The organism is Streptomyces cirratus, from assembly GCF_014650775.1.
GTDB classification, from domain to species: domain Bacteria; phylum Actinomycetota; class Actinomycetes; order Streptomycetales; family Streptomycetaceae; genus Streptomyces; species Streptomyces cirratus.
On record NZ_BMVP01000024.1, the window covers coordinates 1 to 25158 of the forward strand.

Genomic DNA, 25158 nt, shown 5'->3' on the forward strand with positions numbered 1-25158 from the left:
CACCCCACCCATGCCCAGCCAACGCGCCAACTACCCCACCGGTTACGGGACAACCTCTAGGGCGAAGAGCCGAAGTGGGGAAAATTCAGCTCGGCTTGCAGCTGGACAGGACACCCTTGCCCAGCAGCGACCATCCCCGCCGGTCCACCGGCATCGCAGCGCTGTGAACTGGCCGGCCAAGTCCGGGCCGACGCCGACGCCGAGGTCGAGGTCGAACCAGTGTCGATCCCTGCGGGCCCCGGGCGCGGTGAGGTTCATCGCCGCCCAGGAGGAACTCCCCGACCGTGCGCAGCCGCCGTTCTGCGGGCGGAATGCTCCTGTGGCTGGGTGGGGGAGGAGCACACCGCGGACTGGGCCAAGTCCCACGATCTGCCCTTCCGCGAGGACGGATCCGACAACGCGCACTCCTGCCAGGAAGACTGGCACCGCCACATCGTCCACGTCCGTGACACAGCACCATCCCGCTGCCTGCCGAGCCGGAAACACTGCTCGAATCCATCACCGCCGCGATCGACAAACTCAGCCGGCAATTCACCGACCGCAGCCCTCAAAACAGCCCGCTCCCTGGAGATCATCGCCCAGCGCACCGCTTACTGGCCCGCACAGCGCGCCCGCACCCAAGACCACGCCGCCACCGCGACCGCACTCGGCGTGAACACCGATGAGGCACGTAACTCCTGGCTCGGTTCGAGGGATGGAGCATGGACGGCGGCAGCTGAGACCTCAGCGACCTGCTCCCTCGCTGTGGCCGCACTGGAGGGGCGCCAACTCGGCGAACCGCGCGCACGATAACGACCGTCGAGTAGGCGCGCGGGAGCGCATGACCCCGCGGCCAACAGTGTTCTCAACCCCGCGAAGAGAGAAGGCGTCGGCCGAGGTCTGCACCAGGGCTGCGACGACCCGGCCGCCCTGCAGTCCCGCGACCGCTCGTGCGATCCGAGCCCGCTGCTCGGCGGGGACGGCGATGAGCCGAGCTGAATGAGGGTTGATATTCAGGGTGTGGTGCCCGGGGCGGGCTGAGGCTCAGCCACCGGAACGTTCCAGGAAGTCGGAGAGGCGACGGCTCGCCCCGGGCGGGATGGCGTGCGGAAGCGCGTGATGGGACGCATCCGGCACCACGGTCGTTACGACGCGTGGCAGGAGCGCCTCGGCGCGGGCGGCCACCTTGGAGGGGTCATGGGTCCTGCCGCTTCCGGCGAGGAGCAACAGGACCGGCAGGCCCAGGCCACGCAGTGCGTCCGGCGCTGGGCGCGGGCCGAATACGGGCCGGACGGAGGGGAAATTGGCGGCTGCCTCTTGAAGGGCGAGCCAGTCGGGATCGAGGGCGGAGCCCCTGGTCTCCCACTCCAGGAAGGCGCGGACCCGGCGGGGTGTGGGCCGCAACAGTGGCGGCAGCGCGTGCAGCAGGTAGGACGGGCTGAACCCGGTGAAGCACTGGGTCGGGTCGAGAAGGACGAGGCGGCGTACCCGGTCCGGCGTGCGTATGGCGTGATGCAGCGCGATCCAGGCTCCGTACGAGTGCCCGCCCAAGTCGGTCTCGGCCACTCCGAGGCCGTCGAGGAGCGCGTCCAGCCAGGCCGACAGGTCGGTGACCGTACGGGGGCGGCGGTGGCCGTCGGGAGTGCTGCGTCCGGGGGCGCCGATCAGGTCAACGGCGAACACCCGGTGGGTGCGGGACAGTTCGGCAGCCTGTGCATACCAGGACGCGGAGGTCGCGCCACCTCCGCCCGGCAGGAGGACGAGCGAGGGCCCGTCGGCCGGGCCGCACACGTTGACATGTGTCGTGCCGAAGGGGGTGGGAACAGTCGCCGTCTCGCGAGCGGCAGGCCACTTGGCCATGACCTTGTCGTAGGCCGTGAGGAAGTTGTCCGCGTCGTACGCATCGCGAGCGTTCATGAATGGCGACCCTTATCATCTCGCTCAGCAAGATACTTGTTGAGCGAGATAATACGTGGAGGTGGTCCATGTCCGACCAGGGTCGTGAGGAACTCGCCGAACGAGCCGAGCCGGGCCCTGAGATGGAGATCGTCCACCTGCTGCGCGCGGTGGTCGTCGACCTGGGGAGGAGCACTGCGCGGTTCGCCCAGCGCAACGGCATGCACCCCACCGAAGTGCGTGCGCTGATCGCCCTGATGGACGCCGCCCGCGCCGGCGAGGAGATCACGGCAGGACGCCTCGGCTCCGAACTCGGGCTGAACTCCGCGGGAACCACAGCACTGGTCGACCGGCTGGAACGGGCAGGGCATGTGCGGCGGGTGCGCGATGCGCGGGACCGCCGCAAGGTGAGCATCGAAGTGGAGGAGCGGGCGGTAGCCCTCGGCCGGTCCCACTTCGGACCGCTCATCGATCGGGCGGTGGAACTGCTGCGAGGATACGACGAGCGGGAACTCGCCGCGGTCAGGCGCTTTCTGACTGGGATGCGGCAGGCGGCGGACTGAGCCGTTTCGTTTGGATCACAGTGGGGTCGAAAGATGACGGGTGGTTCCCGGGAGGCACCCTGGATCGATGCGACCTCGACCCGACGGCACCGAGAACGGCCTGCGGTATCCGCTCAATGAGTGGGATCCCATCGGGGTAGCAGATGAGGTGCAGGACGAGCACGACCGCATGCTCGCCCCGCTGCTCCAGCGGCTCCGAGGCGGCGCCGGCCCGTCGGAGATCGGCGATGTCCCGCTGGCCGAGGTCCACGACTCCGGCGGCTACGCATGGGACGCGGCCCGCCGCCAGGCGTACGCCAACGACCACGAGTCCCCCGATACCCTCATCGCGGTCTCGGCAGCCTCCAGCCGGTCCAAGGCCGACAAGGAACCGGCGCAGTGGATGCCTTCGGACGGCTCCTACCACTGCACCCGCGCAGCAGCCTGGGTGGGCACCAAGCTGCACTGGAGCCTGTCGGTGGGCGAAGCCGAGCGCCAAGCCCTCCTCGGTCTGGCCGAGGACTGCCCGGCGCTCACCGTCGTCCACGAAGAGGCCGCCTGACCCGCAGGCGCACGGCGCAGGCGCACGGCGCAGGCGCACGGCGCAGGCGCCGGCCCGGCCTGTCGCCACGGGGCCGCGGCGACAGGCCGGCGGGAAACCCCCGCCCGCACCGCCGCTTCACCCTCCCTGACGTTCACGCGCACGCGTGCCACGTGAAACGCAACCGGCCTCCCCGACAGCGTCGCCGTGTTGCTCATCTACGGGGCGGGGCGCCTTTGCACCCCGCCCCTCAGGATCGCCGACGCGCGATCAGGCCGAGCAGTACGGCCTCCGCGATCGCTACCCGTACGGTTCCCCTGTTCGCGCCCGTCAACTTCTTCATCCCCGTCAGTCCAGCCGTCATTTTCGCGGCCGAGCGCGCTCGTTCGGCCGGGGGCGGCGGAGGACTTTGACTATCCACGGTTGAAAGGGGAGGTGGCCGGGGACGACGTGCCAGTCGTTGACCGTCCAGACCAGGCGGAAGTACCGCTCGACGAGCGGATCGTGTCCCGCTTCGAACCGGCTTGCCATCCATTCTCGTAGTTCACGGCTGTCAGGGCGCCCCAGTACCGCGGCGAAGTGGGCCACCACGCCGTCAACGACCACCGTGGCGTCCTCTCCCTCGGGGTCGGCGCCCGCTTCCATCGCGACCCCGGCCGCTTGCCTGGCGACGGCCATGAGATCGGCCGCAGTCTCGGCGGGAATGCCCGGCAAGACGTCTTCGTCGGCGGGCGCGGCCGCAGACGCCCCCCGCGCCATGCGCGCGCGGAAGTCGTCGTCGGTCATCAGTTCGGCGAGCTCCACCCATGCGGCGAGCTGCGCGTCGGACGGGTCGTCGGGGAGGTCCGGGAAGGCCGTGCGCAAAGCGGCGACCTCAGAGCCGGCGGTGCTTGTGCGGGCGGTGAGGTCATCGATGAAGTCCGTGATCAGGCGGTGTCGTTCGCCGGTGGTGAGGCTGGTGAGACGGTGCATGAATGAGATCTCCTCTGGGCTGGAGCCGCGCCGGGCGAGGTGGCGCAAGACGCTCTGCCGCCGGCGCAGTACGCGGATCTGGAGTTCAGTGGCGTCGGCGTGCGCGGCAGCGACTTCCGTGACGGAGAGGCTGCCGCCCAGAACACGGCGGATGGAGGCGAGATCGACATCCAGCTCGCGCAGGACGCAGATCGTCCGGAGCCGTAGCAGCGCCGCGTCGTCGTAGCAGCGATAGCCGGCCGAAGTGCGTTGTGTCGGGGGCAGCAGTCCACTGTCTGAGTAGAAGCGGATCGTCCGTACCGGCACGCCGGTACGGGTCGACAGGCTGCCGATGGAGTGCAGGGACGTCGTGCCGTTCATGACGCCCACTCTCAGGTCTCCAGCGGGGGGAGAGTCAAGCCGCCTGCGCCAGGTCTGCCCTCGGTGATCAACGGTCGGCCGGACTCGGTGTCGGGGTGCCCGACGGCAGGCTCAGGGAGCCAGGATGTCGCCGTCGGGCGCAGGTTCGGACCACTCGTGTCCCACCAGATCGCCACGTCACAGGGGGTGGGGCATGCCCACCATGGCCCGGGCTGTCGGTACCGGATCCCAGTAGGTCACGGTCGACTGGTGTTCACCCCGGCCGCCCCGGGTGGGCGGGTGCTGCTCCGGACCCGCCGCGGCTCCGTGGTGCAGGTGCGGGCCTGACGCGCCCACATCGCTGGCTGTGGCAGGTGGCGCAGACCCGAAGCTATTGACCTTCGCGGCGCTGCAGAACCAATTCCCCGGCTCCGTACTACTCGTTGGTGACTGCCGGCGCTCGGTCCGGCACCAGCGTGCTGCCCTGGGTCATGTCCCCAGATCCTCCGTCACGGGCAAGCACTCGGCGAGCAGGTCGACGACATCGCGCCAGGCGCGCTGCGCGTGCCGTGGGTGGTAGCCGACACCGGGGACTGTGGGGTGGTCGACCGGCGGGTGGTGGAAGGCGTGCAAGGCGCCGCCATAGACCGTGAGGCGCCAGTCGACGCCCGCGGCCTGCATCTCGGCGGTGAACGCGTTCCGTTGCGCGGGCGGCATGATCGGGTCTTCCGACCCGACCCCGGCCCACACCGGGCAGCGGATCCGCGCCGCCTCGCCCGGCCGGCCGGTGGTCAGTGCGTTGACCGTCCCGATCGCACGCAGGCTGACGCCATCACGCCCGAGTTCCAGCCCGATGGCGCCCCCGCTGCCGTAACCGACGGCGGCGATCCGGTCGGGGTCGGTCCGCGGTTCGGCGCGCAGCACGTCGAGCGCCGCATGGCCGATGCCCCGCATCCGGTCCGGATCAGCGAGCAGTGGCATGCAACGGGCCAGCATCTCCTCGGGGTCACCCAAATAACGCCCGCCGTGAAGGTCGAAGGCCAGCGCTACATATCCCAGCTCGGCGAGTGCATCGGCCCGGCGGCGCTCGACGTCGCTGAGCCCCATGCCCTCTGGTCCGAGCAGCACCGCGGGCCTGCGGTCGACACTGGCCGGGAGCGCGAGGTGCCCGATCATCGTCAAACCGTCGGCCGGGTACTCGACCGTACGCGTCGTAATCGTCGTCATGAGACCGGACTGTAGTGATCGTCAACCTCGGCCCGGCCGGTGTTCTGCCGCCGGCAGAACAGTGCGGGTGCCCCTCTGAAATACGCCGAGGGCTCGCAAGGACCGTCACAACCCCCGTTCCCACAGCGGCTGTCGGATCACACGGGGTAGAGCCGGATCAGCTCCCGCCGCAGCTCCGCCCCACCGCGTTCCGGCCGGGCGGCGAGCAGGTTGTACGTGCGGGTCCACTGCTGCTGGAGGTGGATCAGGTCGGCGGGGAAGGGGAGTGGTGCCATCCGTTTAGTGGAGCACGTGTTCGAATGCTTGCGCGAGACGCCCGCGTGCCCTGGCCTCATAGCAGGCAATGCTGGCCTGTTCCCGGGATCCTCGGCCTGACCCGGGTCGCCGCCGCCGAGATGGGCCGCTACGAGTCCAGGTTCAGGTCCACGCCATCGCCCCGGCGGCCCGGACCCGCATGACGGAGCAAACCTTCGCCGGGACCATGGCGGCGCCGGCGGAAGGCGCATTCGACGATGGCCCCGAGAACGTCTCCCCGCTGGTGGTCTGGCTCGGCTCGGACGCCCCGGCCCCACCGCCGACCGCGCCGCCCGCCGGACCCCGGCGGAGGCGGGCGAGGCGGCGGCGAAACTACTGGCTGCGGCGCAGGCGCCGAGGGCGGTGTATGGGGCACGGGGGTAGGGGAGCCGGGGGGGATCAACACCCCGAATCCGGGAATTTGGAGTAATTCGGCCGAGTGTCCAGGGGGGCGGTCTTCACGTCTATGATTTCCGCTTTGGAATTCAGGACCACAGCGATCGAACCCTGCTCCAGGTCGAATTTCTCCTGCGCCCGGAAGCCGTCACAGTTGGTCTCCGTGATGATCTTGCGCGCCGCACCTTCGGATCGCCCGACTGCCGCACAGACCGCCTTCTGTGCGAACTGTCGAGCGATCTCGCGATGGTGGATCTCGTGTGCCTTGATGAGTTCGACTGCCTTGTTGAGCAAGGCCCTTTGCTGCTCGGTGGGCAGAGGGTGTCCGAGAGCCCAACGTGGATGGGCGATCTTCGTCTTCAGCGTGTAGTTGACCTTCTTCACGTTGTTCTTGCCGTCAAACTCGAACCTGTCTTCAATTTCCGGCTTCAGGTGACCGACTGCCGCCGCGCCTCCTGCGTCGTATCTCGCGTTCTTCAGGAATTCGTTGACGGTGCTGGCGTTGATGGTGTTCACGTCGTTCGAATCGATGATCGTCGGCACCTCCGAGCAACCGGTCTTCGTCAGGGTCACCGGAGTCGGCTCCGAATCGGTGAGCGGACCCTGGGCTCCGGCGTGGGATCCGCTTACCTCGTCGCACCGAATCGACTCGATCTTCACGGTGCCGCCCAGGTCCGTGCCGGATACCCTGCCATTTTGAATGGTCTTGGCGAAGACCTCGCCGTCCTGCGTAGTCGTGTACGTCCCGTGTCCGTCGACCAGATCGAGCTGCTTGGCACTCCCCGTGACCTTCCCGTCCTCCAGGAGGAAGTCAACTTGCAAGTCGACGTCGGTCCGGAAGTTGGCGGAACGGATTCCCCAAGATCCACTGACGGTGCCGGCTTCATCGACCGATAGGTTGATGTCCACGGACGATCTGATGTGCAGTGTGCCGTCACCATTCGGTATCAGGCTGTCAATGGCGACGGCGCCGCTGTAATCTCCCGGGTTGAGCGCACCCGGTTTCAGTTCGCAGCCGGCAGGCGGAACGGATTCGGCGGCCCCGGCAAATCCGGCAAAGGTGCCGGGTCCTATCGTCAGCGCAATTGCCAAGATCGTGTGGAAGCACGGCAGGGCCGTCGGAGGGGATTTCATTTTCACCACAGCCCCCGCGCATAGTGCCGGGTCGCCGCCGTCCGACCCGCAATCCGGCATCAATTTGCCATTCGGGGCCGTCGGGGGAATCTGTCGAGATCGTGACGTTATGATCACGTACTCAACATGCTGATCCCCCGGCCACTCGTTGTCAATCGGGGGAATACCGCTGTGGCGCACTGCCGTTGCGAACGCTCGACGGCATTGCTCACGGGAGCCCGTGGCCGGCGGCGCTTGGGGGTGACCGGGTCCGACCTGGAACCGGTCACCGGGGCCGGGGCGGGGTCATGGGGCAGGTTGCGGCGGCGGAATCCTCCCGAGGCGGTGATCTCGTCCATATCCTCCTTACGTCGCTTCATGCCCACGAGCAGATGGCCTGCACACAGACTCATAGCGGCAGCAAGGGTGGCGCCTGGACGTGACCAACTGGCTGCGGCCCGACGCCGCGTGCAGCCCGGATCGCCTGTTCTGCCACACCTTCGGCCGAGGCCGGGACCGCGGTTCGTTCGTGGTCAGACGCTCAGCGAGGACGTGCTCCAGGGCGAACAGGGAATGCGTGACGGCGACGGTGGCGAACTCGTACCGGTAGTAGGAGTGCCGGATGAGCTCGCGGGATGTTTTCAACGCGCTCATGACGTACATCGACGCGCCGCCGGGCAGGGTCGGCAACCAGAGCGTGCATCTCCGTATAGTCGAGAACGAGGTCGCGGGCTCGCGGGTCTCGCACCGGCAGGGGGAGCGGGTCGGGCGGCGGTGGAGGGCATTCACCGGTTCAGTCTTGGTGCCGGCGGTTGTCGGTGCCAAAGAACAAGCTCAGAACCTGTTTCTGATCTGCTTGCACCCCATAGGGTGATTAACCCAGAGATCCGGGGCTCTCTGAGTACTGGACCAGTTCTGTCGGGTGATGATCGTTTGATGCGCACGTATCTTGGGCGAGATATCCATGGACGCCTCACAATGGTGATCGACAAGCGGCCGGAGGCGATGAGAGGGCGGTCGTGACAAAAGGTGAGCCACGGCCGGGAAGCCGCAGGGTGGACCGGTCCGAAGGGTTCGGTGAGCGGCTGCTGGGAGCACTGCTGGACCGGGCGCACGAGATGCCGCCGCAGTGGATCGCTCCGATGATCGCGGAGGAAGTGGGCAGGATCGGTGGCCGCGATGTCACGGTCCTCTTGCAGGACTACGCCCAGGAATTGCTGGTGCCGTTGCCGGGCCGGGGACTGGTGGTCGGTGAGCCCGAGGTGATCACTGATTCCCCAGCGGGTACGGCGTTCCTGCGCGCTACTGCTGTCGAGATCCCGCAGGCTGACGGGGTGCGGATGTACCTGCCTTTGCTGGACGGCAGCGACGAGGTGGGCGTGATGGCTCTCAGTCTGGAGAGCATCGATGATGACGACCGGCGGTTGCTGCGCAGGCTTGCCGGTCTGGTCGCCGAAATCCTGGTCACCAAGCACGCGTACACCGACCGCTTCTTCCAGGCCCGGCGTCGTGAGCCGATGACTGTGGCCGCGGAGATGCAGTGGTCGCTTCTGCCGCCGCTGACGATGTCGGTGCCACAGGTCGCGGTGTCCGGGGCGGTCGAGCCCGCCTACAGCATCGCCGGCGACAGCTTCGACTACGCCCTCAACGACGACATCCTGCATGTGGCCGTGATCGATGCGATGGGCCACGGCCTGGACGCTGCCACGATGGCGACCGTCGCCGTCGGCGCCTACCGGCACGCCCGACGCTCCGGCATCGACCTGGCCGAGAAGTATGCGTTCATGAACCGGGCCATCGCCGAGCAGTTCGGGCCCGATCATTTCGTCACCGCGCAGATGATGGACCTGGACACCGCCACCGGCCACCTGCAGTGGGTCAACGCCGGCCATCCCGCACCGCTGCTGATCCGCAACCATGAGGTCGCACGCCAGTTGGAAGGCCCCACCACACTCCCGGTCGGGCTGGGCGGTGAGCACCCCGTGATCAGCGAGCACCAGTTGCAGCGCGGTGACCGGGTGTTGTGCTACACCGACGGGGTGATCGAGGAGCGGGACGCCGAGGGAGAGCTGTTCGGTGAGCAACGGCTCATCCGCTGTGTCAACGCAGTCGAGCGCGCACGTGCAGAGGAAGGAATCCGGGCGGGCGCCCTGGCGCTCTCCCACACCCTGAAGCGGGAACGCGGCGGGCGGACCAGCGATGACGCCACGGTTCTTCTGATCGAGTGGCGCGGCGGCGTGGCCGACCACCTCACCTTCCTGGAATGACAACGGGGCTGAGGCGCAGTTTCGGGCGTACTCGGGGTGCCTTGGCCGTGTTGGCTCGGGACAAGGGTGGCGGTGTGGTCCAGTGGTGCCTGAAGGCGAAGATCTGCCGCTGGCCGGCAGCCCGATCCTGTCCGCTCTGGCCTTCGCAGGCAGTGAAGCATTGGCTGAGAGGGCGTTGTGACCCGTTGGTTCGCCTCGTTCTGCGTACTGCTTGGGTTTTCAGGGTGGGGTCGGTGGTGCGAGGGTCAGGTTGGTGGCGGTGAGGCAGCCGTCGATGAGGTGGGGCCGGAGCTAAAGGCGCGGGTCGCATCGCCCAAGGTGCGTACCTCTGTGAGCAGCCGGGCGTTGGTGATGCCCTTGACGAGGTAACCCGCGACGCCCGCCTCGGCCGTCTCGGTGCGCGCGCCCTGGTCGCCGTAGGCGGAGAACACCAGGATGCGCATGCCGGGGACGGCGTGGACGATCTGCTGGGCGGTGTACGGGCCGCCGCCGGGGAAGCGCACGTCGAGCACGGCGGCGTGCGGCCGTCGCGCTGCGCCCGGCTCACCTCCCTCAACGCCGCGCGCAGCATGGAGTTGTCGTCATGACGGCCCCCTGCGGGAAGTGGGGAGTCGACGCCGACGACGGCGGCGTTCGGTGAGCGCCTGCTCGGCGGCGCGGCGCTCGGTCAAGTCCCGGGTGACCATGCCGAAGCCGAGCAGGGTCCAGGCCCCGTCGAACAGGGGCGTGATCACCACGTTGACCCAGAAGCGGGAGCCGTCCTTGCGGATGCGCCAGCCCTCGTCCTCCAGGGGGCCGTCGGCGAGCGCCGCTTCCAACTCCAGGGTGAACGCGGTCTCGGCCGGGGCGAGGGCGCCGAATCGTCCGACGGGGTTCTCGGCGGGGTTCCGGTCGGCCGGGTCTTGGTCGGCGGGGTGGCTCCCGGTCACGGGAGGAGGCCCTCGCGGCGGGCCACGGCGAACGCTTCCAGTCGGGAGCGGGCGTCGAGCTTCTCCATGACCCGCTGGACATGGTTCCCGGCGGTGTTGAGGGGCGACACCGGGCCGCCGACTGATCTCGGCGGCGCCCGGGCCGTCGCCCACCAGGCGGAGGGTCTCGCGGTCCGCGCTCGCGCGGGGCGAGGGAGGTGCCCGCGTTGACGGTCCGGCCGGTCGGTGCGCAAGGCGGATCGGCAAGGAGGAAGGGGACGCCGTGACCGCCCGTCTGGAGGAGCGAGTGCACGCCTGACCGTTCCTTCCGGTGCCCCGCACAGCTGCGCAGACCACCGGTAGGGGCCCTACTCCTACAGAGCCCCTCGACGGTCTACGCATGAGCCGGTGCAGCCCCAAGACGGTCAGGGGTCGGCCCCGGGACGGACGGAGCGCCCGATCCCGGGACTGTCAGGGCGGACTCGTAGCGTCGAAGGCGCCGGACGGTGAGTATCTCCCGTCGCGCGCGTGGACCGGTCGTCGACGAGGCGCGCCACAGCGCCGACCCGGTCCGGCTGATTCAGCTCTTCGGCCTGTCGAGCCTCCCCGCCGCCTGGTATCTCCGGTCGGCACACCCGGACAGGAAGAACGGGCCCATCGCCCGTAGCTCGGCGCCGAGTGCGAGCTTCAGCGGCGGTACATCAGGTACAGCTTGCCGTTGTGGAGAGTTGCGGCCGACTCGTCCATCGGCTTGATCTCAGCCCCGGCACCCACGGCCTGGTAATCGCTCCAGGAGGCACCCGAGTGAAAGGAGGACAGCAGGACGCCGGTGGTACTGCGGAAGAAGATCCACAGCTTGCTGTTGTGGGCGGCGAGGGTCGCCCCACTTCCGATGCGCCAGTTGCTGGGGAAGGGGAGGTCCTTCCAGCCGCCGGTGTGGTTGCAGTAGGTCACGTCCACACGGTTCTGCTTGTCGCCGCCTTCCCCACGCACGACGTGCCACAGGGTGTTGCCCTGCGTGGTGAGACCGACCGGGCGGTTCGTCCTCCACGGGTGGTGATTCCGGGACGGGCTCCACGTCGGGTTGCTCTCGTCGTAGTAGTTTTCCCACATCCGTCCGTCCCGGCCTACATGAACCATCCACAGCTGGTCACGCCATGCGGCCAGCGCTGGAGCCGTGGTCAGTTCGGTGTTGCGGGACCTGGTCGTCTGGGACCATGCAGTGCCCTCCGGGTTGACGCTCCAGACCATGCTGCTCTCGTCGTTCGCGGCGACGAGGGCGCAGTACAGCTTGCCCCTGTAGACGGCCATGGCGGGTGCGTAGTAGCTCCTCCAGCCATGGACCCGGACGGGCGGCGACCAAGTTTGCCCGTCCAGGACAGTCCACATGATCGCCTGGTCACTGGCGCGCATGAACAGGGCGTGCAGCTTGCCTTTGAACGAGGCCAGGGCCGGGGCGCTCCCGCTCTTCCAGGGCAGGGCGAGCGGGGCGCTGGCGGTGTCGCCGTCGAAGGCGATGTACTCCAGGGTGCCCTCGGGGAAGGGGACCGGGTCGCCGGCGTACTTCACCTTCAGGGCGTGATAGCCGTCGCCGTTGAAGTGCCAGGACACGTGACCGCGGTGGGCGATGATGGCGAGGTCCTGCTGGTCCAGCCCGATCGTGCGGAAACAGGACAGGTCGTCATAGTTGCGGAACGCGTCGATGATGGAGACGAAGATCTTGCCGACCTCCCAGGCCATCCCTGCCCAGGTGGGAAGTCCCATCTCCACCGCGTCCATGAACTGCAGTTTTTCGTCGATGAGGTCGACGGCGGTGTTCAGCGCCTTTTTGAGCGCGTTCCACCACTCGTCGCTGCTCTGGTCGGCCTCCCAGACCTGGATTCCCGTCGCCAAGAAGCCGGTGGAGTTTCCCTGGAAGAGCGTGTTCTTGCCTTCGGTGAAGACATGAGGATTGTCCTTCGCTGTGGCCGCCCCGAACACATCTGACGTGTAGGACGAACCCGATCCGCCGCCGGCCGATGTCGAGGCGGCCCAATAGATCTCGTCCCTGCCCCCGCCCGCATCGCCGACGGGCCGCACCACGTCGAAGCTTTCCAGCTTCAGCACCACCCGGAAGCCTGCGGCGGCCGCGCCGGCGCCCTCGGTGTCCTGACCGGCAGGCCGGTCGTCCCCCTGCGCTGAGCCTTCGTCGGCAGCAGCGGCGCCTGACGCCTTCGGGGGGCGGGCGAAGGCGGTTACCGCCATCCCGGTATCCCTCATGGCCGCGATGAACGCCGGGTCCTCCGGCTTGCCCGCCGCCAGCGTCAGAGGGTCCACGATCTGCACGTTCGGCGAGGCCAACGCCTCGGTCGTCATGCCGGGCAGGTCCCGGCGCAGATCCGTCATACTGTAGCCCTGGCTCGCTGACCGGCTCGTGATCCTCTCCGGAATCATCGCCAACCGGCCCTGACCGGCGACCAGGTCGCGGTAGGTCCGCCCCCACTGCTTCATCTCATTCTCGGAGACCACCGTCCGCAGGGCATCCACCAGCGGCCGCTCCAGGTCGGTGGGCGTGAATCCCTGCCGCACCCGGTCCGCCCCGTGCAGCATGGCCCCCAGCAGCATGTTGCTGTACGAACCCGCCCGCCCCAGGGCCCGCTGCGCCCGGTCCTGAGATCGAGACCCCGACAGCAGTGCGGCCAGCCGCTCCAGCCGGTCCTGCTCGGTCGACTTCACCTTGTCCGCCACTGCACTCCTCCTGCAAGCGTCCTCCGCAGCCGATGACTGCGACAAGGTGGAAGCTAGTGGTCTGAACCGCCCACAGCATCCAAAGGTGAGAACCAGTCACAGAGCGGCCAAAAAGGCCACCTTGTGTGGAATTGGAGATCCCTGACCCAGGGTCGGCGCAACAGGTGCCGAAGGATCGGGAAAGCCCACCGTCCGAGCGACACCGCGGTGGGGAGGCAGTATCCCGCCCATGCGGTCGACGGAACCCACGCCGGACACGACGCGATCGGCGAGGGAACACCACCGGTTCCCTGAAAGAGTCCTCCGAGATTCGGCGAACCTGTCGGTAACCGGTGGTGAGACGGCACAGCGCTCCCTGCGACATCCCGGCATGACTGTCGGTCATGGGGCGATCTGCGAGGATCGGCGGGACACGGACCGGCGAGGAGGCGGGCATGCCTGACGGGAACGCTCGGCAAGGGCAGAACACGGTCGGCGAGTTCGTGATCCCGGCAGAGATCGCTGACTTGAACCTGTTCCCTGCAACGGAGGTCAAGCCAGAGGACGTGGGCGCACTGACACTCGCTCGCAAGGATGGTGCACCTGTGTTGACTTCGAGCTGGGGGACGGTTGCCCCGGTGGTTGGTCCTCACCGTCGTGGACGGGTCCGTGATCCCTGTCGGGCTCTACTCCGCTGGATCACTGCCGTTCCCCGTACGGCCGACCGCGAGGGTCTGTTCTGAGGTCTTCGGGTCGGCCCGAGTCGAATTCGACAGGATCGAGCTGCGCCCGGGGGAATGGGTTCGCTGATCCAGACGGAGCAGGAACATCGCTACTCGTAGCTGTTGCTGAGGTTGTACGTTGATGCATCTCAAGCGCGGCAGCATCGAGCAGGCGTGCGCTACCTGGCACCGGGCCATCGACCACATGGGAGGCGTCCGCTCCGTACGGACCTGCAAGGCCGTCTTACTGCCTGTTCGTGATCCACGCATGACATGAGGCGTGGAGCGCCCACGAAGGGTGGACGCAAATTTCCCGGAGGGCCGCGGCGAGCTGTCGTTACCATCGCGGCATGATCAAGAGTGAAGGTGCCCTGTTGGGGGCGGAAGCCGCCCGCCGCTTGTCTCAACTCGGGCGTTTCGATATTTCGCCGGGCCTGTCGGATGCAGAGTTCGGGCGCATCGAAGAGGAATTCGGTTTTGAGTTCAGTGACGACCACCGCGCGTTCTTGGCGGCAGGCTTGCCCATCGGTCGTCCGTCAGGGCAGGGGCGTGTCTCGCCGAGGTGGCCCGACTGGCGCAACGGTGATTCTGACGAGCTCCGTGACCGGCTTGCCTGGCCGGTTGACGGCGTGCTCTTTGACGTTGAAGAAAACGGCTTCTGGTCGGAAGACTGGGGGGCCAAGCCTGGAGCGCCGGCCGATGCCCTGGTGCTGGCCCGTGCACATCTGGCTGAAGTACCGAAGATGGTGCCCGTCTGTTCGCACCGGTACCTGCCTGCGGGGCGTGGCACCTATGGCCACCCCGTCTTGTCGATGTATCAGACCGACATCATCTACTACGGCGCCGATCTGATCGACTACGTCCACCAGGAGTTCGGCGGACCCAAGCCGGATCGTCAGGGGGAGGCCTGCGCCCACCAGGCGGCCATCCCCTTCTGGCGTGACCTCGTGAGTTGACGCCTCACCGCCTACTTGTGAGGCGGGCGTGACAAGTGAGCGGGCAACACCCGTCCGGGATAGGCGGCAGAGGTGGCACGGAGAGAACTCCGCAAAAACTGATAGGCCGGGCTACCCTTGAGTTTCGCCGTTCTGGCAGGCCTGGCGGGGTCAGGCTGCTGAGTACAGCCCTGCTGTAGCCCAAGCTCGTTGGACGGCGCGGATTTCGGCCTCCGTGGGTCTGGCCAGGTGGTTGGGCATAAATTGGGCGGCGATGATCGTGCGCCGGAGCTTGGCGAGCATGTCGGAGAACGACGGGTCGGTCTTGGTGGTGTACCAGGGCGCTTGTTCGCGGCGGTCGGCGGCGTCGGCCGGGTGGTGTCCGTGCAGGGTGTACCAGATGACGGTGATCGTGCAGCAGTACAGGCCGAACGGGACGGTGGTCAGGATCTCGGCCAGGTCTACAGGGGTGCCAAGGCGGTCGCCCTTCAAGGCGGGCCGCCCGCGGCGTCCGGTGGGTGGCGGTGCGAGGTCGTACAGCACCGCGTTGGCCGGCAGTCTGGTGGTGAAGGTGATCCGGCCCGGCAGGTGTCGCAGGGCTTTGCCGTGGTACGCGGCGTCCGCCACGACATGCAGCGGTCGGTCCAGCAGGCAGCCAGCAGACGGATCATCGAGGCGGCCAGCTCGACTTTGGACGGGCCGGCCTGGGCCGCCACAGCCGGGCCATCACCGGCAGACACACCGGCCGGGAGCAGAACGGAAGCTCCACGATGATCCCGACGACCACGGAACACGTGCCCCGGCCCACCGGCTTGGCGCCGACCGCCGCGCCGTCGTGCTGCCAGGCCGCCCCGAACGCCTTCTTCCCGCGCCGTTTGAACAGCGTGTCGTCCACGGCCACCACCACCGCATCGGCCGGGACCAGGGTCTTGGCAATCAGATGCGCCAGCACGATCCCCAGGATCTCGGCGTTCCACACCGAACGGGAGTAGAACGCGTGCGCCCGGTCGTGCGACCAGGAGCGGGCCAAGCCGGCCCCGGTCAGCATCCCGGTCACGGTGCCCTTGCCGGTCTGCGCGACCAGACCGGTGACCAGCGCGACAAAGGTGGCGAACGTCGGCGCGGTGAACGAGTCCCGCAGGTTCTCCGGCACCGCGAGCAGCGATGCCGGCACCGTCAGGTCCGGAAGCATCGGCGGATCCCCGCCCCGGAGGTGGTGTCAACACCGCCGATGCTTCTCCACTGTTCAACCCAGCCGGCCCCCAACCAGTCCTAACCGCTCAATCCGACGACGCGGCGGAGCTCCGTCTCTTTCCTTCCGGGGCAAGCGGGCGCGCCGACGTTTGGGTTGCCTTGGTGGAGTACGGGTACGTCGCCGTCGCCCAGTGGCCGAAAGCCGCGCACAGGCGGCGCTCCCCAGGCAAGGGGCCGGCCACCTGCGCCTGGTCACATCGGGAACGCGACGTCGCAGACTTCATCGTCGTGTCCGGCGGCCGTCCAGTCGGTGAAGTACACCTCCCGCGGCGCCGCTGAGGCCGGCACGTCCTGCTCTCTCATCCAGCGGGCGACGGTCTCGAAGGCGGACAGGATCTGCGGGAACACGACCTGGGCCTTGGTGATGCGGATGTAGGCCTCGCGGTGCGCGGGCTCTTCGCGGGTCGGGGCGGCCAGCCGGCCGGCGGCGGCCGGGTCGACGGGGACGCAGACCTCCACCGGACCGTCGCTGTCGTGGTTCACCTCGCCGTGGTAGACGACGAAGGGCGCCGCAGCCGGGCCGCCGGCGGTTTCGGCGGCGGAGTGCAGCCGGGTCATCGCCGCGGCGATCCAGGCGGGCAGCTCCTCGGGGGTGACATGACGCTGCTCGGTGAGGACCAGCTGCGCGGGGATCTCTCGGGTGTGGACGGTGCCTGTCATGGCGATGGCTCCTTCGTGGCCGGACACCAGATCCCGCACGTGCGCCGCGAGGTGCCGCTGGGCGGCGAACCTCGCCTCGGCTGCTTCCCAGTAGGCGGCGACCAGCCCGGCGCGGTCAGCGGCCGGGACCGCCAGCACCCGGGCCACGTCGGCCAACGGCATGTCGAGCCGACGCAGCCACACGATCAGCCGCGCGTCGGCCAGTCGGCGAGCCCGGTAGCGGCGGTAGCGGTTGGCCGCGTCGACCTCGTCGGGCACCAGCAAGCCCTGCCGTTCGTACAGCCGCAGCGCCTTGGGTGACAGCCGGGAACGGCGGGCGAACTCGCCACTGGACAGCAGCGGATCATCGGGCATACGGGTTGGTGTCCTGTTCCGGTTCGGTACGCGCTGCGCGCCTTCTCGCGCGGCTCTGGCTCCAGCCTCGGGGCTGCCCTTGGGGCGAGGTCAAGCTACAACCGATGACGTGCGGAGATCCGACCGGGGGCGGTGTCGGTAGCAGCTCAGGTGGGACGTACGCCAGCCCGGTGAGGGCTGGACCCAGCAGCCTGACCCGCCAGAACGGCGAAACTCAAGGCTCCAACAGCCCGGGTTACCAGTACGTGTCGGCATTCGCTGAACTCCCGAGGGGTAAGCCGGTACGTCGGTGCCTGGTCAGGCGACGGGCCACGCCGGGGCCTTGATGAGCTGGAAGGCGATGAATCCGGGCTGTCGGCGGCCTCGTAGGCGACAGCTTCGGCGAACCCGTCGTACAGGGGCTTCAGCCCAATGATCCAGCTGCGCGGCTCCGCCGGCCCGTTTGCAGGCTGCACCAAGGGCGACATCGCTCACCGAATGCCTGGCATCGCGCCCAGCGTGCGGTAGGAGGACTGTGTGCCCTCCCCCAGGCCGTGGCGAGGCCGGAGGCCCTGCTGACCATCAGGTCCGCAAACGAGGCTCAGCCAGGGGAGGGTTGGAGCACCGGGGGTCGGCCCAGTCGGGTCATGCGCCACACCGTGCGCCATCGCCTGGGACGCCGTGCTGGACACGCGGGCCGCACACCTCGAAGAATCCGGCCCACCAGGACTGCAGCCCAGCCGGCGGGGGGCGCTGGAGCAGTGTGTAGCCGCCCATGAGGTGAGATACATGGGGACCAGGGCGGCGGGCAGGTGGCGCTTCGCCAGCCAGACGCGGTTGCGTCCGGTGTTGCGGTGGTAGACGGCGTGGCGGGATGCCGGGGTCCGGGGGTGGCGCAGCACGAGGCCTGCGCGGTGGTCGATGTCCCAGTCGGCGTCGAGTGCGCGCCATGCGAAGGCGGTTTCCTCGTGGGCGTAGAAGAACTGTGCGGGGACGTTGCCGACTTGGTCGATCACCTGCATCCGGACCCTATGCCATCGACCTGGGCTTCGTCTTCGGCAACTTCACCGCCGACCCCGACTTCTACGGCACCGGCGCCTGGCGCAACCGCCTCTCCGGTCAGGTCCAGGACATCTGCACCACCTTCGCCAAAACCGGCACCCCAGGACGCACAGACTGGAAGCAGCACAACCTCGGCGACCGCCCCACCCTGGTGATCGACAAGGAGACGACCGCCGAGAACGACCCGCTCAGCAACGAACGCAAGGTCTTCTCCGCACTGCCCTACGGCGGCACCAAGCCGACCCTCCAGGACCTGACCCCGCTCACCTACCACGGCACCCCTTGGCACGATCCCCGCGTGATCATCGCGCTCATCGGCCCCGTCTGGACCACCGTCATCGCTGTTAGCCTCCTTGCTGTCCTCGCCGGCGCCTTCTTCGGCATCCGTCACCTGCTCAAGCGGCGACGTACCGCACGGGCAACCACAGCTGCAGCCTGATCACCGGCCAACACCCACCTCCCTGGTGGTGTTGCGTTCGCCGCAATGCGATGAGGTCCCGGTCCACGTCGACCAGGAAGAAGAACCGCTCCGGCTCCGGGCGCGTCGGCTCCTCAATGAAGCGTCCGCCAGCCACTCGGCGAGTCGCGCTGCCCGGCGACCGCGCGGACGGCGGCTCTCGCCCGGTGTGGTTCGCCGGTTCGGCCCTCGCCCTCTGTGGACGGTCCAGCCCAGCCAGGGGCGGGGGCCGTGGCAGGACGATCCCGCGATAGTCCCCGGAAGCCTGCTGCGCGACTACGCGGACGAGATCGACGGGGTGCGCGTCAGTTACCTCATTGACCGCTGCGGATCTCGTCGATGCGCTTCGCCAGAGCCTGTGTCTCCGCGATCAGCCGTCCGTGTGCCTTCTTCTGCTCCTCGGCACCCTGGGCCCTGAGCGCCCCGCTGAGGTGGGGTTGGAGCTGGGTCCACCAGCCGTAGTCCAGCATGGCCCACGCCTGTGGGCAGAGGGGGGCGCGGGTCTTCGGGAGATGGCCGCTGTCGACCAGGGACTGCTGGTACTTCTTTGGGTTGCTGCCCTCCAGGTAGCACAGGAAGTTGAAGGCCCGCTGCTGGGTAATGGGGTGGTCGCTCGACATGCCCTCCAGGGTCGGCGTGCCTTCCTTGCGCGCGATCTCGTCGAAGAGGATCGCGGCGGCCAGCGACGGGCCCGGCCCGACCTCGTTGACGGTATAGAAGGACGCGAAGCCGTCCGCCGCGTCCTCTTCGAGACCGAGGTTGGCCAGGAGGAGCTGGCGCTGCAGGGCATGGCCCATCTCGTGGCCGAAGATGAATTCGGTCGACAGCACGGTCAGGTGGTCGGTGTTGTACTCGGACGCGGGGAACGGGGCGGGCCGTTCGACGGTCTTCACGACGTCGGCGAGGGCCTTTTCGATCTCGGTCAGGAACGATGGCGGGACGAAGATCGTCCTGCCGTCGGGCTGGGTGACGGCGTCGGTGACGCCGGGCGGCACGGCGGCGGTGACCTTCACGACCATGTCGTGCGGGAGGGTGAGTGATCTGTTCACCCAGTCGGCCGTACGCTCCAGCACGCGGGAGTTCCGGATCAGTGCCACGGCCTCCCGGTCCTCCGGTTTGACCGTTTGGGCCTCGTAGACGACGGTGACCCTGCCGGAGCGCGCCGCCTGGGGGCGGGGCCCTGCTCCAGGCCCTGGCCCGGCGTCGCGGGCCTCGCCGCTGCACCCCGTCGAGACGACCCCGGCGAGGAGCAGCACACCTGACAGGACGATGCGCGCCCTCTTCGAGCGACCGGCGGTGTTCGGCATCCTTGATCGGCTCCCGTCGCGTGTCCGTGTCCCCGCACTGATCCTCCGGCCGTCCGGAGGCGGGTGCCCGTCGAGCCGCCCGTACGGGGGACCGTTCGAGGTGTGGGCGACCTTCGGGAGGCGGCCTGGTTCGACCCGAACACAAGCGGATGGGTGATGGACCGCGCGATGGCCGGGCGTCTGGCAGAGTGCTTCGACGAGGTGGTGGTCAGCGTGGACGGGTCCACCGCAGAGGTCCACGACCGGATCCGTGGCAGGGCTGGCTCCTTCGATCGCGTCATGACCGCGCCCGGCCTGCTGGACGAGGAAGCCCGTGAGCGCTAGCTGCCCGGCGGCCGCAAGCTGCGGTTCGGTATCGACTGCGTCGTGGTGCGCAGCAACGCTGTGAGCAGCCCTGAACTTGCAGCGCGTGTACAAGATTCTCAGAGGTTCGGCGGCATGGCATCCCCTTGAACGGGGGGCGAGCTTCTTTGCGGGCTGACCCCCGGACGCGCGGGGCAGGTACCCCGGGACGGGATCGGTTCAGCCACCGCGTTGGGCTGATCCCCCGGCGCGCGGGTCAGACGGCATAGTGGTGACCGGGCATCTGGGCGGCCTGGACTGATGTGTGTTCGCAGTCGACCTGTCCACGGAGTGGAGCTGACCTCTCGCGCTATCGGCCGCTATTCCGGCGGTGAGTCAGGGCATCCTCGCTATGCGGCCAGGGTGCACTGGCCGCGCAGTTTTCCCAGTGAGTCGAGGAGCGGCTGCACCGGCTGTTCCGGAGGTATGGCAATTACCGAGCAGTACGTGTTGGATCTTCATGAGATTGACGACGGTCAGCTCGCGGCTGTCGGCGGCAAGGGGTGATCATGCCGACTCCGGGTATGCGCAGTGCGGAAGAGGAGTACTGGGCTGGGGGAGCACTCCTGAACTGAAACCTGACCCCGCGACACGGGAGGACACCATGATCGTCCTCGGCGTCATTCTTCTCATCGTCGGCTTCCTGACGAGCATCAGCATTCTGTGGACGATCGGCATCGTCCTCGTCGTCGTTGGACTCGTCCTTTGGATCCTGGGCGCTGTCGGGCACGCCGTCGGCGGCCGCAAGCACTACTACTGATGTGCGCGTAAGCGCCAACCTGCCGCCATCAGTGCCACCGCTTCCCCAGCCTCGCCGAGGGCACTAGGTAGTGTCTGATGGCTCGCGCCCGGATGGTGGATGGTCCGCATCACCCCGAGGAAGGTCGTCGGCACGTTCTGAGCTGGTCGTTCAGCTGCCGGGGCTGGCCCAGAGCCCTCGCTCTGCTTGTCGCCGGCCCCGGCGGCGGCCGTATTCCTCCTGCCTCGCGCCTGCTCATACGGGTTGCTGCCATCCACTCCGCGCCCCACCGCCGCCGATCCTGCGGTGACCGTTTGCGCGACCAGATGACAACTACGGCCACCAGCCGCACCGGCGTGTCGGTGATCGTCGGGTCCTACTCGATGCCGGCCACATCGGCGGCCCTTCGTGGAAACGTCTGCTGCGAGAGGTGGAGGGATCGGCTCATGGAACCGGCGGGCTCATGGAACCGGCGGTGGCCGTGAGGCGTGGGCCGGAAAACGGTCCGGGGGCGGTGCCTGGTCGGCACCGCCCCCGGATGGCGTCAGTCCTTCGTGATGCGACCCTTTTGGTGTTTCCCGAGCATCCCCTCGACCTACGAGCCCGGTACGGGACGGTGGGAGCGGGACTCCTGCGTCAATGTGAACGGTTGCCCGCCCAGGCGGTGCTTCACTTCGCTTTCCATGGGAAGCAGCCCGTCGAGTGGCACGTGGGCGTGGATGGTGCCGGGAGACGGTTCGTCCTCAACGGTGCCGCGCTTCGCTGTGATGAGCCCGACCAGGGAGCCGGATTCCCCGCTCCCCGCCAAGTGTGCGAGCAGTGCGGACCTTGCGAGTCGCCTCGGGCGGGCCCCTGCCGATGAGATCTCCGGCTACGCGGCGCCCGTTCGCGCCCACCGCGGCGAGAGCCACCGCTCCTCAGACGCCGCCACCTTGACCAAGAGTCCTACGTGCGTACGGGCGCCAATTGGGGGTGGTCGCACGGCCGCCGGCAACGTCACGGCAGCGCAGTCCTGGGCCCCCGGGAATCACCTCGTCGGCCCACGGGACTTGCCAAGTGGACCAGCGGTCCGTATTCTCGTATTTATACGGACTGACGGTCCGTTTCTTTTCGATGCTCCGCCTATGAGAACCGCCATGACTGGATTTCGGGGATCCGTGACGAGTGGCCGCGCTCAACGGCCCGGGATCGCCGTGTCCCCCGAGCAGAACGGAAGCTTTGATCATGACGACGCCGATGACACCCGCAGAGCTGTACCGCCACGGTCTGCAGCTGTTGCTGGAGAAGGACGTTCCCGGCTGGGTAGAGCTGTGGGCCGAGGACGGTGTCCTGGAGTTCCCCTTCGCGCCCGAGGGCTGGCCCTCGCGCCTCGAGGGCAAGGCCGCGGTCGGCGACTACATGCGCCACTACCCCGACCACGTCGACGTCCACGACTTCCCCGACGTGAAGATCCACCAGACCGCCGAGGCCGAGACGATCGTGGTGGAGATGCGCGGAGTGGGCCGCCTGGTGGAGACCGACACCCCGTACGACATGACCTACATCGCCGTGGTCACGGTCGTGGACGGGCTGATCACCTCCTACCGCGACTACTGGAACCCCCTCGCCGTGTCGCAGCCCGGCGCCGACTTCGCAGGAGCCAAGTGATGACCACCTCCAATGCCACGCTCGTCATCGGAGCCACCGGCACCACGGGCCGCCGCGTCACGGCCGGGCTGATCGCCGCGGGTTACCGCGTCAAGGCCGCCGGCCGGAGCGCCACCCCGGTGCCGGGTGCGCAGCCCGTGCGCTTCGACTGGAACGAGCCCGCGACCTGGGGCGAAGCCCTCGACGGCGTCGACCGCGTCTACCTCGTCCCGCCCATCGGCTCCTCCGACCCCGGCGCGGCCATGCTGCCCTTCCTCCGCCAGGCACGCGCGGCAGGAGTGCACCGTGCGGTGCTGCTCAGCTCGTCCGCGATCCCGGCGGGCGGTCCGGCAGTGGGCCGGGTCCACGAGGAACTGCCCGGCCTGTTCGAGGAGTGGGCGGTACTGCGGCCCTCCTGGTTCATGCAGAACTTCGCCGCCTCCACCCCGCACGGACGCAGCATCCGCGACGAGGGAGCCATCATGTCGGCCTCGGACGACGGCCGCGTCGGGTTCATCGACGCCGAGGACATCGCCGCCGTGGCCGTACGCGCCCTGACCGACGATCAGGCCCCCGACACCGACCTCATCCTGACCGGACCGCAGACGCTGAGTTACGCCGAGGTCGCCGCGACCATCGCCGAGGCCACCGGGCAGCCCGTGGTGCACCGGAAGCTGACGTTCGAGGAGCTCCGCGACCGCTGGGCGGCCGAGATCCCGCTGGAGTTCGCCACCATGCTCGCCGGCATGGACCGGGCCATCGCGGGTGGCGCCGAGGACCGCACCACGGACACCGTCGAGCGCCTCACCGGCCGCCCGCCCGGGACGTTCCGGTCCTTCGTCGAGCGGGAGGTCGCATAAACCCGCATCGCGCTGATAGGCGGCTACCTCGCGCCCCGCGCAGCCGCCCACGAGCCGCGCCTGGCCGCCGCCGTCGCCCGCGACCACAGCCCCTACGTCACCAGGAGCGCGACCGACCGGGAGTTCCTGGCCGCATACGTCCGCTACCGCTTCAAGGACGGCGGCGCCGGGAAGATCACCTGTCCGGCGCTGGTGTGCGAGGCGACCGACGACCTGCACTACTCCGTGGCCGGTGAATCCGACCCCCACAGGCTTTACCGGCACCTCACCGCACCCAGGACACTTCTGAGCTCCACCGAGGAGGAGGGCATCGGCTCCCTGCCACCCCGGCGCCATCCGCCTGGCGGTAGCGCGGATCTCGGACTGGCGCGACGACACCACCTGACCTGCGGTCTGCGGCTCAGACCACACGGCTGCCGCCCTGCGGGCGGGGGCGCGGCAGGCGAGGGGCCGCCGCCCGGGCGGGCCCACCGAATATCATTTCACCCGGGCCGGGACAGGCCGAAGACTGAGGAGGACCCCGTGGCCCAGCGCACAGAACGCGCGGATGCCGTACGCAACCGAGAGGCCGTCCTGACTGCCGCAGACGTCCTGTTCGCCGCCAGCAGTAGTCCGCAGAGCGTGTCGATGGACGACATCGCCACGGCCGCGGGCGTGGGCAAGGGCACCCTCTTCCGCCGCTTCGGCGACCGCGCAGGCCTGATCGGCGCCGTGATCGCCGCCCGCCTCGAACCCCTCCAGCGCGCTGCGCAGAGGGCACAGGAGGCAGCCACGTCCTCGCCGCGACAGCGGGTGCTGGACCTCCTCGACGCCGCGCTCCGTTTCAAGATCGAGAACCGGAACCTGATGTCGGCGGGGGAGGAGGCCGGGCTCAGCAGCCCCTACCAGGCCGGGCACTACGGCTGGTGGCACGAGACCCTCCGTGCGGCACTGGAGCAGGTGCCCGGAGTCCAAGCCCCGGACTTCACCGCCCACGCCCTGCTGGCCGCCATCCGCGCCGATCTCATCGCCCACCTCATCGACCATCAGCAGATGACACCCGAAGCGCTACGGGCCGCACTCGCGGCCCACATCGACAACGTCCTCGGCACCGACAGCAGTCCTGTCGACCCACGCGAAGAGGCATGAGACGCGGGGTGGTGCGGCTACAAGCCGAACATCGCCGACAGGGTGCCCGCGGCGAGGTCTTCCGGTGGTTCGTCCATGGCGAACCTCTGGTGGGGTTGGCGCAGGCTCAGCACCGCGAGGCCGTGCAGGGTGGCCCACACGGACCTGGCCATCAGCTCCGGTGACAGCGACCTCCACAACGTTGCGCGGGTTCCTTCAGCCCGGGGGTCACCCGGTACGCGGCGGCCCAGCGCTGCGCGGGACTACCACGCATCGGTAGTCCCATGAGCCGGTCCGCGCCCCGTCTTCCGGCCCCTTCCGCCGAGTTGGGTACGTCCTGTTTGCCTTGTGGGTTCACCCCGGCCTAATCTCGTCATCATGACGATAATCGCTCAGCGGTCCCTGCTCCCTGCGGGCATTGACCCCACGGGCCGCGAGTCCCTCCACGGACTCAACGCGCACAAGTACGTGGCCCGCAGTCCCGCCATTCACCTCGATGTGCTGCCCGCGGCCGTTCCGGGCGATTGGGTCCACGGTCACGGTGGTATCGACGACCTCAGGGCGGAGAAGTGAG

Annotated in this window: 23 protein-coding genes and 3 pseudogenes; 12 read left to right on the forward strand and 14 right to left on the reverse strand. The window is 68.5% G+C overall.

The window, feature by feature from the left end:
* Positions 1 to 1023 precede the first annotated feature (1023 nt).
* On the reverse strand, positions 1024 to 1896 hold the full coding sequence (locus IE207_RS30990; protein ID WP_190187667.1) for an alpha/beta fold hydrolase: 873 nt from the start codon (positions 1894 to 1896) through the stop codon (positions 1024 to 1026).
* 68 nt (positions 1897 to 1964) lie between these two features.
* Here IE207_RS30990 and IE207_RS30995 point away from each other — a divergent pair, with 68 nt between their 5' ends.
* Positions 1965 to 2438 (forward strand): MarR family winged helix-turn-helix transcriptional regulator, encoded by a 474-nt coding sequence (locus IE207_RS30995; protein WP_190187668.1) that lies wholly within the window; start codon positions 1965 to 1967, stop codon positions 2436 to 2438.
* Between the two features lie 67 nt (positions 2439 to 2505).
* Positions 2506 to 2979: a hypothetical protein gene (locus IE207_RS31000; RefSeq protein WP_229874184.1), complete on the forward strand. Its 474-nt coding sequence runs from the start codon at positions 2506 to 2508 to the stop codon at positions 2977 to 2979.
* A 339-nt stretch (positions 2980 to 3318) separates the two neighbouring features.
* Here the strand turns inward: IE207_RS31000 and IE207_RS31005 are convergent, their stop codons facing one another.
* From IE207_RS31005 to IE207_RS31015, 3 genes are all read right to left on the reverse strand, one after another.
* On the reverse strand, positions 3319 to 4290 hold the full coding sequence (locus tag IE207_RS31005; RefSeq protein WP_190187669.1) for a helix-turn-helix domain-containing protein: 972 nt from the start codon (positions 4288 to 4290) through the stop codon (positions 3319 to 3321).
* A gap of 468 nt (positions 4291 to 4758) precedes the next feature.
* Positions 4759 to 5496, reverse strand: coding sequence for a dienelactone hydrolase family protein (locus IE207_RS31010; RefSeq protein ID WP_190187670.1), 738 nt, complete (start codon positions 5494 to 5496; stop codon positions 4759 to 4761).
* 137 nt (positions 5497 to 5633) lie between these two features.
* Positions 5634 to 5771, reverse strand: a complete 138-nt coding sequence (locus IE207_RS31015) for a hypothetical protein (protein ID WP_190187671.1) — start codon at positions 5769 to 5771, stop codon at positions 5634 to 5636.
* Positions 5772 to 5855: 84 nt separating this feature from the next.
* On the opposite strand from IE207_RS31015, the pseudogene IE207_RS33580 reads away from it, so the two are divergent.
* A pseudogene (locus IE207_RS33580) lies at positions 5856 to 6174 on the forward strand (short-chain dehydrogenase); the annotation flags it as partial.
* Between the two features lie 15 nt (positions 6175 to 6189).
* Here IE207_RS33580 and IE207_RS31020 read toward each other — a convergent pair.
* The gene (locus IE207_RS31020) at positions 6190 to 7278 is read right to left on the reverse strand and encodes a DUF922 domain-containing protein (RefSeq protein WP_190187672.1); all 1089 of its coding nucleotides are present in this window, start codon (positions 7276 to 7278) and stop codon (positions 6190 to 6192) included.
* A 1040-nt stretch (positions 7279 to 8318) separates the two neighbouring features.
* Here IE207_RS31020 and IE207_RS31025 point away from each other — a divergent pair.
* Positions 8319 to 9566, forward strand: a complete 1248-nt coding sequence (locus tag IE207_RS31025) for a PP2C family protein-serine/threonine phosphatase (protein ID WP_373304799.1) — start codon at positions 8319 to 8321, stop codon at positions 9564 to 9566.
* A 245-nt stretch (positions 9567 to 9811) separates the two neighbouring features.
* Here the strand turns inward: IE207_RS31025 and IE207_RS31030 are convergent.
* From IE207_RS31030 to IE207_RS31045, 3 genes and pseudogenes are all read right to left on the reverse strand, one after another.
* Positions 9812 to 10090: pseudogene (locus IE207_RS31030) on the reverse strand (response regulator); the annotation flags it as partial.
* 57 nt (positions 10091 to 10147) lie between these two features.
* Entirely contained in the window at positions 10148 to 10495 is a 348-nt protein-coding gene (locus tag IE207_RS31035; protein WP_190187674.1) for a PAS domain S-box protein, read from the reverse strand.
* Between the two features lie 666 nt (positions 10496 to 11161).
* Positions 11162 to 13201 (reverse strand): hypothetical protein, encoded by a 2040-nt coding sequence (locus tag IE207_RS31045; protein WP_190187676.1) that lies wholly within the window; start codon positions 13199 to 13201, stop codon positions 11162 to 11164.
* Between the two features lie 1051 nt (positions 13202 to 14252).
* Here IE207_RS31045 and IE207_RS31050 point away from each other — a divergent pair.
* Positions 14253 to 14858, forward strand: a complete 606-nt coding sequence (locus IE207_RS31050) for an SMI1/KNR4 family protein (protein ID WP_190187677.1) — start codon at positions 14253 to 14255, stop codon at positions 14856 to 14858.
* A 150-nt stretch (positions 14859 to 15008) separates the two neighbouring features.
* Here the strand turns inward: IE207_RS31050 and IE207_RS31055 are convergent, their stop codons facing one another.
* The 4 genes and pseudogenes from IE207_RS31055 to IE207_RS33585 form a co-directional block, all read right to left on the reverse strand.
* Positions 15009 to 15464, reverse strand: a complete 456-nt coding sequence (locus IE207_RS31055) for a hypothetical protein (RefSeq protein WP_190187678.1) — start codon at positions 15462 to 15464, stop codon at positions 15009 to 15011.
* Between the two features lie 40 nt (positions 15465 to 15504).
* Positions 15505 to 16029: a transposase gene (locus IE207_RS31060; protein WP_190187679.1), complete on the reverse strand. Its 525-nt coding sequence runs from the start codon at positions 16027 to 16029 to the stop codon at positions 15505 to 15507.
* A gap of 254 nt (positions 16030 to 16283) precedes the next feature.
* Positions 16284 to 17105, reverse strand: coding sequence for a MerR family transcriptional regulator (locus IE207_RS31065; protein WP_190187680.1), 822 nt, complete (start codon positions 17103 to 17105; stop codon positions 16284 to 16286).
* Between the two features lie 580 nt (positions 17106 to 17685).
* Positions 17686 to 18127, reverse strand: a pseudogene (locus IE207_RS33585) (glycosyltransferase family 2 protein); the annotation flags it as partial.
* On the opposite strand from IE207_RS33585, the gene IE207_RS31070 reads away from it, so the two are divergent.
* The gene (locus IE207_RS31070; RefSeq protein WP_190187681.1) at positions 18070 to 18585 is read left to right on the forward strand and encodes a hypothetical protein; all 516 of its coding nucleotides are present in this window, start codon (positions 18070 to 18072) and stop codon (positions 18583 to 18585) included. The pseudogene IE207_RS33585 and the gene IE207_RS31070 sit on opposite strands and share 58 nt — an antisense overlap.
* Before the next feature lie 332 nt (positions 18586 to 18917).
* On the opposite strand, the gene IE207_RS31075 is transcribed toward IE207_RS31070, so the two are convergent.
* The gene (locus IE207_RS31075; RefSeq protein ID WP_190187682.1) at positions 18918 to 19910 is read right to left on the reverse strand and encodes a DUF4344 domain-containing metallopeptidase; all 993 of its coding nucleotides are present in this window, start codon (positions 19908 to 19910) and stop codon (positions 18918 to 18920) included.
* A 102-nt stretch (positions 19911 to 20012) separates the two neighbouring features.
* Between IE207_RS31075 and IE207_RS31080 the strand changes: the two genes are divergently transcribed.
* The 5 genes from IE207_RS31080 (at position 20013) to IE207_RS31100 (ending at position 24605) form a co-directional block, all read left to right on the forward strand.
* Positions 20013 to 20234, forward strand: coding sequence for a radical SAM protein (locus tag IE207_RS31080; RefSeq protein ID WP_190187683.1), 222 nt, complete (start codon positions 20013 to 20015; stop codon positions 20232 to 20234).
* Positions 20235 to 20856: 622 nt separating this feature from the next.
* Positions 20857 to 21012, forward strand: a complete 156-nt coding sequence (locus IE207_RS31085; protein ID WP_190187684.1) for a DUF6131 family protein — start codon at positions 20857 to 20859, stop codon at positions 21010 to 21012.
* A gap of 1203 nt (positions 21013 to 22215) precedes the next feature.
* Positions 22216 to 22638 (forward strand): nuclear transport factor 2 family protein, encoded by a 423-nt coding sequence (locus tag IE207_RS31090; RefSeq protein ID WP_190187685.1) that lies wholly within the window; start codon positions 22216 to 22218, stop codon positions 22636 to 22638.
* The gene (locus IE207_RS31095; RefSeq protein WP_190187686.1) at positions 22638 to 23477 is read left to right on the forward strand and encodes an NmrA family NAD(P)-binding protein; all 840 of its coding nucleotides are present in this window, start codon (positions 22638 to 22640) and stop codon (positions 23475 to 23477) included. Before IE207_RS31090 ends, IE207_RS31095 begins: the two co-directional genes overlap by 1 nt.
* A gap of 522 nt (positions 23478 to 23999) precedes the next feature.
* Positions 24000 to 24605, forward strand: coding sequence for a TetR/AcrR family transcriptional regulator (locus tag IE207_RS31100; RefSeq protein WP_190187687.1), 606 nt, complete (start codon positions 24000 to 24002; stop codon positions 24603 to 24605).
* A 17-nt stretch (positions 24606 to 24622) separates the two neighbouring features.
* Here IE207_RS31100 and IE207_RS33900 read toward each other — a convergent pair whose 3' ends face one another.
* On the reverse strand, positions 24623 to 24757 hold the full coding sequence (locus IE207_RS33900) for a hypothetical protein (protein ID WP_268250218.1): 135 nt from the start codon (positions 24755 to 24757) through the stop codon (positions 24623 to 24625).
* Between the two features lie 205 nt (positions 24758 to 24962).
* Here IE207_RS33900 and IE207_RS31105 point away from each other — a divergent pair, with 205 nt between their 5' ends.
* Complete coding sequence (locus tag IE207_RS31105) at positions 24963 to 25157, forward strand: hypothetical protein (RefSeq protein WP_190187688.1); 195 nt, start codon at positions 24963 to 24965, stop codon at positions 25155 to 25157.
* Position 25158: the final 1 nt, after the last annotated feature.